Origin of the sequence: Halalkalibacter okhensis, assembly GCF_000787375.1 — a bacterium.
In the GTDB taxonomy this organism is placed as follows: domain Bacteria; phylum Bacillota; class Bacilli; order Bacillales; family Bacillaceae_D; genus Halalkalibacter; species Halalkalibacter okhensis.
Window position 1 is genome coordinate 104,532 of sequence record NZ_JRJU01000015.1, and the last position, 6,750, is coordinate 111,281.

The following is a 6,750-nucleotide window of genomic DNA, read 5'->3' on the forward strand; positions in this document are numbered from 1 at the left end:
ATCCACTCTCAACATTGTTATCCAAACTAATCTAACTATATACGAAACTCTTTGTGAATTCTAGCTCCTATTCAACATTTTGTACTTGTTCTTTTAATTTTTCTAAGAATCCTTTCATCTCCACTACATGTTGCCTAATGAATGAATCCGCTGCCTTTGACCCTATTGTATTTACCTCGCGATTCATTTCCTGTAACAGAAAGTCAAGCCTTCGTCCAATAGCTTCATCCTGTTTTAAATAATGTTCATACTGACTAACATGTGCCCTCATTCGCACAAGCTCTTCGCCAATATCCATTTTCTCAGTAAGTATAGCAATTTCTGTTAGGATCCTTGATTCATCCATATCTAATTGCCCTTTTGTATACGTCCTCATTCTCCCTTCTATTTTTTCTCGGTAACGATCAATTAATTTCGGTGCTACCTTTTCAATATCATTACAACATTCCAATATTTTTTGCAGCCATATTCTCATATCTTTCTGTAAATATTGACCCTCTGTTTCTCTCATCGAATCAAACGATGAAAGCGCTTCTTTTATACCTTGTTGAATGGATTCCTCTTCGTCAGTCCAATTCACACTGCTGACTTCTTCCACTTGAGTAATGTGACCATCTAATAAAATCGCATTTATATCAAGTGGTGAATCATTTCCGAGCTTTTCTTTTATGACATCTGCAGCTTGTTTATATTGGTCTAACAGCTGCTCATCTAAAGTTAATACTCGCTTTGTAGTCGTTGCTTCTTCTAAATAGAGAGAAACATCCATTTTCCCACGTTGTACGATATCTCTTACTTGCTTTCGAATGGCATTCTCGACAAATAAAAGAGCATGAGGCAACTTTACTTGCAACTCTAAAAATCGGTGATTAACAGCTTTCACTTCAATCGTCACTTCACCATTGCCACATTTTACAATCGATGAACCATATCCAGTCATACTTCGCATTATTATCACATCCATTTTATATTTTACAGAAAAACGCTAGGTGCAACAAGTAAAACCAAAAAGAGAGGTTAACGAAGAAGCAAATTGGATCTAGTCCAACTCTCTTACTTTCGTCAACCCCACACATCTTTATTTTCGTTTCACTAGTTGAAATCCTCCAAGTACAACCGTCGGAATCGATGCCATACCAAGAATTAATAACCACTCATGCCCTGATAAGGCGACAGTATGAAAGACCGTTTGTAGTGGCGGATAATAAATAACTGCTAGCATCAATAAAGTAGAGATAATAACCGCACCAACTAAGTAACGATTTTCAAATGGGTTACGGTGGTAAACCGAGTACTCGCTACGACAATCGAATACGTGAATCAGTTGTGCCATAACTAATGTAACAAATGCAACAGTTTGCGCTCTCGTTAAATCGCTAGGGTCAGCTTGTAACGTAACCCAAAATGCAACAAGTGTTACGACACCAATCATAAAACCACGACTTAAAATCTTCCATGTCAATCCTCGTGCAAATACACCTTCATTTGGATTTCTAGGAGCCCGTTTCATGACATCCCCTTCCGCTTGATCCATCCCTAAGGCCATAGCTGGAAGGCCATCTGTAACAAGGTTAATCCAAAGAATTTGAATCGCCACAAGCGGAAGCGGCATGCCTAACATCATGGCAAACAACATCACTAAAATTTCCCCGACATTTGAGGCCATCATATAACGAATAAATTTTCGAATGTTTTCATAAATATTACGTCCTTCTTTAATGGCTGCTTTAATTGTCGCAAAGTTATCGTCACTTAATATTAACGAAGAAGCCTCTTTTGCGACATCCGTTCCGGTAATTCCCATAGCTATTCCAATATTAGCCGCTTTAATAGCCGGTGCATCATTTACACCATCTCCCGTCATCGCAACAATATGCCCTTTTGCTTGCAGTGCTTTCACAATTTTCAATTTATGTTCAGGCGAAACCCGTGCGTACACATCAACATCATCAACGATCTCTTCTAGTTCAGCCACACTAAGTTTTGAAAGCATTTGACCATCTAGAACTTTTCCTTTTTGTGTTAAGATCCCTAATTGAGCTGCGATTGCTGATGCCGTTACTTTATGATCGCCGGTAATCATAACGGTTTTAATTCCCGCTTGACGACATTCTGAGATGGAGTCTTTTACCTCTGGCCTTGGGGGATCAATCATCCCTTGTAAACCAATAAATGTTAGTCCTCGTTCCGCTTCAAATGGCTGCTTACACGATTCCTTTGTTCCTAATGGACGATAAGCAATCGCAATCGTTCGAAGCGCATTTCCAGCCAGTTGTTCAACAGCAACTTCTACCTCTTTTCTTCTCTTTGAAGTAAGAGCTTCCTCATTAGACCCATAAGCGATTTTTGTACATTGCCCAAGGACAACATCTGGGGCACCCTTTGTTATCACAAAAGATCGACCTTTGGCATCCTTGACAACGACAGACATCATTTTTCTTGCTGAATCAAACGGAAATTCTAGAACTCTTGAAAAATGCTTTTCTAATCCACCTTTTGTATAACCCGCTTTCATAGCAGCAACGACAAGGGCCCCTTCAGTTGGATCCCCATCCATTACATACTCTGTTACTTGTTTTCTAAGCATCCCTTGCTTCGTCGTTTTCTCTAATAAATTAGCATTATTGCATAACCATCCATAGCTTAATAGTTGTTGCAGCTTCCTTTCTTTGCTTGGATCAATTTTCTTCCCATTTTGACTAAACGTTCCATTCGGGTCATACCCTCCACCTGAAATTTGCCAAAGTTTCCCTTCACTCCATGCATGAGTAACCGTCATTTTATTTTGAGTAAGTGTTCCTGTCTTATCTGAACAAATAACCGACGCACATCCCAATGTTTCCACAGCTGGAAGCTTTCTGACAATGGCTTTTCTCTTGATCATTCGTTGAACTCCAAGTGCTAATGCGACTGTAACGATCGCAGGGAGACCTTCTGGTATAGCAGCTACAGCCAAGGAGACTCCTGATAAGATCATTGTATAAACGTCATGCCCTTGCAGAACACCGATAATCACCACAAGAGCTGTTAACACAAGGGCCACTGCAATTAATATTTTCCCTAGTTGCTCTAGTCGACGTTGAAGAGGTGTAATCAATGTTGTTGTTGATTGCAGTAAATGGGCAATTTTCCCCATTTCGGTCTTCATTCCTGTCCCAACGACAACCCCGATGCCACTCCCTTGCGTAACGAGTGTTCCCATGAAAGCCATATTAGACTGATCACCAATTTCAATATCGGCACCTGCTATTGAATGATGCTGCTTCAAAACCGGAACGGACTCCCCTGTTAAAGAGGACTCTTCAATTCGTAATCCATTTGACTGTAATAAACGTAGATCAGCACCGATACGATCACCACTTGAAATCTTAACAATATCACCTGGGACAACTTGCGCAGATAAGACCTTTTTCCAGGTCCCCTTTCTAAGCACCTGCATTTGTGGCGCTGACAACTCTTTTAATGCATCAAGTGATTTCTCAGCCTTCCGCTCTTGAACAAACCCTAATATTCCATTTAATAAAACAATGATCATAATGGTTATTGCATCAATGTATTCTCCAAGAACTCCAGAAATAAAAGTAGCCGCTAAAAGGACGAGAACCATAAAATCTTTAAATTGTCCTAGAAATACAAATAATGCAGATGGCCTTTTACCCTCATCAAGTTTATTCGGTCCATATTTTTTCAAACGTTTTTCTACTTCTTTTTCCGTTAATCCCGTCTTTAGATCCGTTCCTACAGATGAGGTTACTTCCTGCTCCTCTAACTTGTACCATTTCATCTCGACACACCCCACATGATATTCTCTTTTCATCTAGATTGGCTTAAGGCTTATCCAATTGTTTATACAAGCCATCTTATTCAGTGAAGTCGGAAAACATGCTATACTCATAAGAGCATTCAAAAAAATAAATGACTGCTATATACTGCAAGTACGGTATGAAAGAAAGGAATGAGCGAGCCATGTCATTTGATGGATTTATGACAAGAGCGATGACGCACGAGCTTGAACAGTTGTTAACAACGGGAAGGATCTCAAAAATTTATCAACCATATAAAACAGAACTAGTATTTACCATTCGCGCAAAAGGAAAGAATCACCAGTTGCTTCTCTCGGCAAATGCTAGTTTTGCTCGAATTCATATCACAAAAGAAAAATACGATAATCCTTCTACACCCCCGATGTTCTGTATGCTACTCAGAAAGCATTTAGAAGGAAGTATTATTGAAAAAATTGAACAACTTGATATGGAACGCGTGATTATCTTTCATATTAAAAATAAAGACGAACTTGGTGATGAAACATTCAAAAAGCTTTATGTTGAGATCATGGGACGTCATAGTAATATTAGTTTGGTTGACAAAAAAACAGGAATAATCCTCGATAGCATTAAGCATATTAGCCCAGCTCAAAGCAGTTATCGCACGGTTATGCCTGGACAAGTTTACAAACTACCACCCGAACAAAATAAAGCAAATCCGTTTGAATTAGATGCTGATGGATTATTAAAATTGATTGATTTCAATGCAGGGAAGATTGACCGACAATTAGTTAGCCAAATTGCAGGTCTCTCTCCGCAACTAGCGAATGAGATGACGTTTCAATCAGGCTCTTTTGTTAATAGAAACACATTACCACCTGCTTATTTAGGAATAATAAATCGTTTAAAAGAACACAATTATCAGCCTGAAATGCTTTTTTCTGCTGATGGAAAAGAAACGTTCTCAATTATTCCACTAGAACATCTAAAAGGTGAACGAAAATCTTTTGACTCTATCAGTGAATTGCTTGATCGCTTTTATTATGGTAAAGCTGAACGAGATCGAGTTAAGCAACAAGCACATGATTTAGAGCGATTTTTAAGAAACGAATGGCAAAAGAACAAAAAGAAAATTAAGAAATTAGAACAGACGTTACTTCAAGCCGAGCGAGCTAAGGAATACCAGAAACTTGGCGAGCTTTTAACAGCCAATCTACATATGGTAAAACGTGGAGATACACAAGTAGAAGTCATTGATTATTATGATGAAGAAGGTGGCACAGCCCTTATTAAACTTGATCCACAAAAACACCCATCTGATAATGCACAAGCCTATTTCAAAAAGTACAACAAAGCAAAAAACTCAGTCGCAGTTGTAGAAGAACAAATCCAAAAAGCGAAAGAAGAAGTTCAATATTTTGATCAGCTTATTCAACAAATGGAAAGTGCAGCTCCGAGAGACCTTGAAGAAATTCGCGAGGAATTAGTGGAAGAAGGCTATATTAGAAGACGAGTGAAGCAGCAAAAGAAAAAGAAAGACACGAAGCCACAACTTGAGCAGTACATTTCGACAAGTGGAATTGAATTCTTTGTTGGTAAGAATAATAAACAAAACGACTATGTTACGAATAAATTTGCACGGCAAGATGAAGTTTGGCTGCATACAAAAGACATACCTGGGTCCCATGTTGTTATTAGAAGTACTGACCCTGATGATGCCACACTGCTTGAAGCTGCTACGGTCGCCGCTTTTTATAGCAAGGCTAAACAATCGAGCTCTGTTCCGGTAGATTACACAAAAATTCGTCATGTAAAAAAACCAAATGGATCTAAGCCAGGCTACGTTATTTACGATAATCAAACAACCATTTATGTTACTCCTAATGAGGATAAAGTTCGTTCATTAAGAAAATAAAAAAGTAAGCGAGGTTGCCCGAGCACCCTCGCTTTTCCCCATACTCTTTTAATTTTTAAATCTATTTTTCGGCAACTGTAATTGTTGCTAAACCATCTAAAACATGAGTATGACGGATGTTTTTCAAACCAAGCTCCAACATTAGTCCATTAAGCTCTTCATCAGAGTAACGATGTCTTTTCGTCGAAACGTTAGACCACGCAAGAAGAGACTCCCGTTCAAACCCGCTCATTTTTACAAGATTAGCATAACTAGCCGCTTCATTTGGTGACATCTTCGGTGAGGGGTTTAACATCGCAACAACGCCGGCTGGTTTTATGACACGTACCATTTCACTTAGGCCTTTTTGTGGCTCAGGGAGAAGGAACATTACACATGTTGAGACAGCAACATCTACTTGATTCTCTCTAAGAGGTAGCGAATATGCATCACCAACAAGTAATCTTGTTTTGGCTTTTCCCCCCTCTAGTACCGAACGGCTTTTCTCGACCATCTCTTGTGATAGATCAATGCCTACTAATTCCCTTGCCTCTTCTTTCCCACGTTCTAGCAATCTTCCTGTTCCACAGCCAATATCGAGTATTGTTTTATTACTCCACCTTCCCGAAAGTTCTTTTAATTGATTATGAATCGTACAAAGCCAGTTCGTTTGCGCCATCTTATCAAAAAAATCAACAAGGTCATCAAATTCTGTTCCTCTCATTTTCCTCATTATCGTCACCCTTTCTTTTCCTTATCTTAGCACACAAAAAAGTTATTATGAGGGGTTTGCTTCTATAGAGAAAACGCTTCATAAAACTTAATGAGCTCGATCCTCTCCCTTATGAGTGATGTTGTGTACATAGAAGTTGCGATGGCTTCACTCGCCGTGCGCTTTCCTGCGAAGTTCGCTCAAAAAGCTTGAAACATTACGGCGGCTTCACTCATCGCAAAGAAGGAACTGAAAAAGGGATAGTTCGCCCTTTTTGGGTCAAAGTTGCGATGGCTTCACTCGCCGTGCGCTTTCCTGCGAAGTTCGCTCAAAAAGCTTGAAACATTACGGCGGCTTCACTCATCGCAAAGAAGGAACTG

The 6,750-nt window shown here is 39.3% G+C and carries 4 protein-coding genes; 1 reads left to right on the forward strand and 3 read right to left on the reverse strand.

The window, feature by feature from the left end:
* Positions 1 to 67: 67 nt before the first annotated feature.
* Both LQ50_RS12565 and LQ50_RS12570 read right to left on the reverse strand, forming a co-directional pair.
* Positions 68 to 949 carry a YicC/YloC family endoribonuclease gene (locus LQ50_RS12565; RefSeq protein WP_052144726.1) on the reverse strand — a complete coding sequence of 294 codons (882 nt, stop codon included), beginning with the start codon at positions 947 to 949 and terminating at the stop codon, positions 68 to 70.
* 129 nt (positions 950 to 1,078) lie between these two features.
* On the reverse strand, positions 1,079 to 3,784 hold the full coding sequence (locus tag LQ50_RS12570) for a calcium-translocating P-type ATPase, SERCA-type (RefSeq protein WP_034629756.1): 2,706 nt from the start codon (positions 3,782 to 3,784) through the stop codon (positions 1,079 to 1,081).
* A gap of 182 nt (positions 3,785 to 3,966) precedes the next feature.
* Here LQ50_RS12570 and LQ50_RS12575 point away from each other — a divergent pair, with 182 nt between their 5' ends.
* On the forward strand, positions 3,967 to 5,679 hold the full coding sequence (locus LQ50_RS12575) for an Rqc2 family fibronectin-binding protein (RefSeq protein WP_034629758.1): 1,713 nt from the start codon (positions 3,967 to 3,969) through the stop codon (positions 5,677 to 5,679).
* Positions 5,680 to 5,740: 61 nt separating this feature from the next.
* Here the strand turns inward: LQ50_RS12575 and LQ50_RS12580 are convergent, their stop codons facing one another.
* Complete coding sequence (locus LQ50_RS12580) at positions 5,741 to 6,391, reverse strand: class I SAM-dependent methyltransferase (RefSeq protein ID WP_034629760.1); 651 nt, start codon at positions 6,389 to 6,391, stop codon at positions 5,741 to 5,743.
* Positions 6,392 to 6,750: the final 359 nt, after the last annotated feature.

Bases quoted from the DNA above. Each gene is read 5' to 3' on its own strand.
- LQ50_RS12570 (WP_034629756.1), bottom strand. From the start codon at position 3,784: ATGAAATGGTACAAGTTAGAGGAGCAGGAAGTAACCTCATCTGTAGGA.
- LQ50_RS12565 (WP_052144726.1), bottom strand. From the start codon at position 949: ATGCGAAGTATGACTGGATATGGTTCATCGATTGTAAAATGTGGCAAT.
- LQ50_RS12575 (WP_034629758.1), top strand. From the start codon at position 3,967: ATGTCATTTGATGGATTTATGACAAGAGCGATGACGCACGAGCTTGAA.
- LQ50_RS12580 (WP_034629760.1), bottom strand. From the start codon at position 6,391: ATGAGGAAAATGAGAGGAACAGAATTTGATGACCTTGTTGATTTTTTT.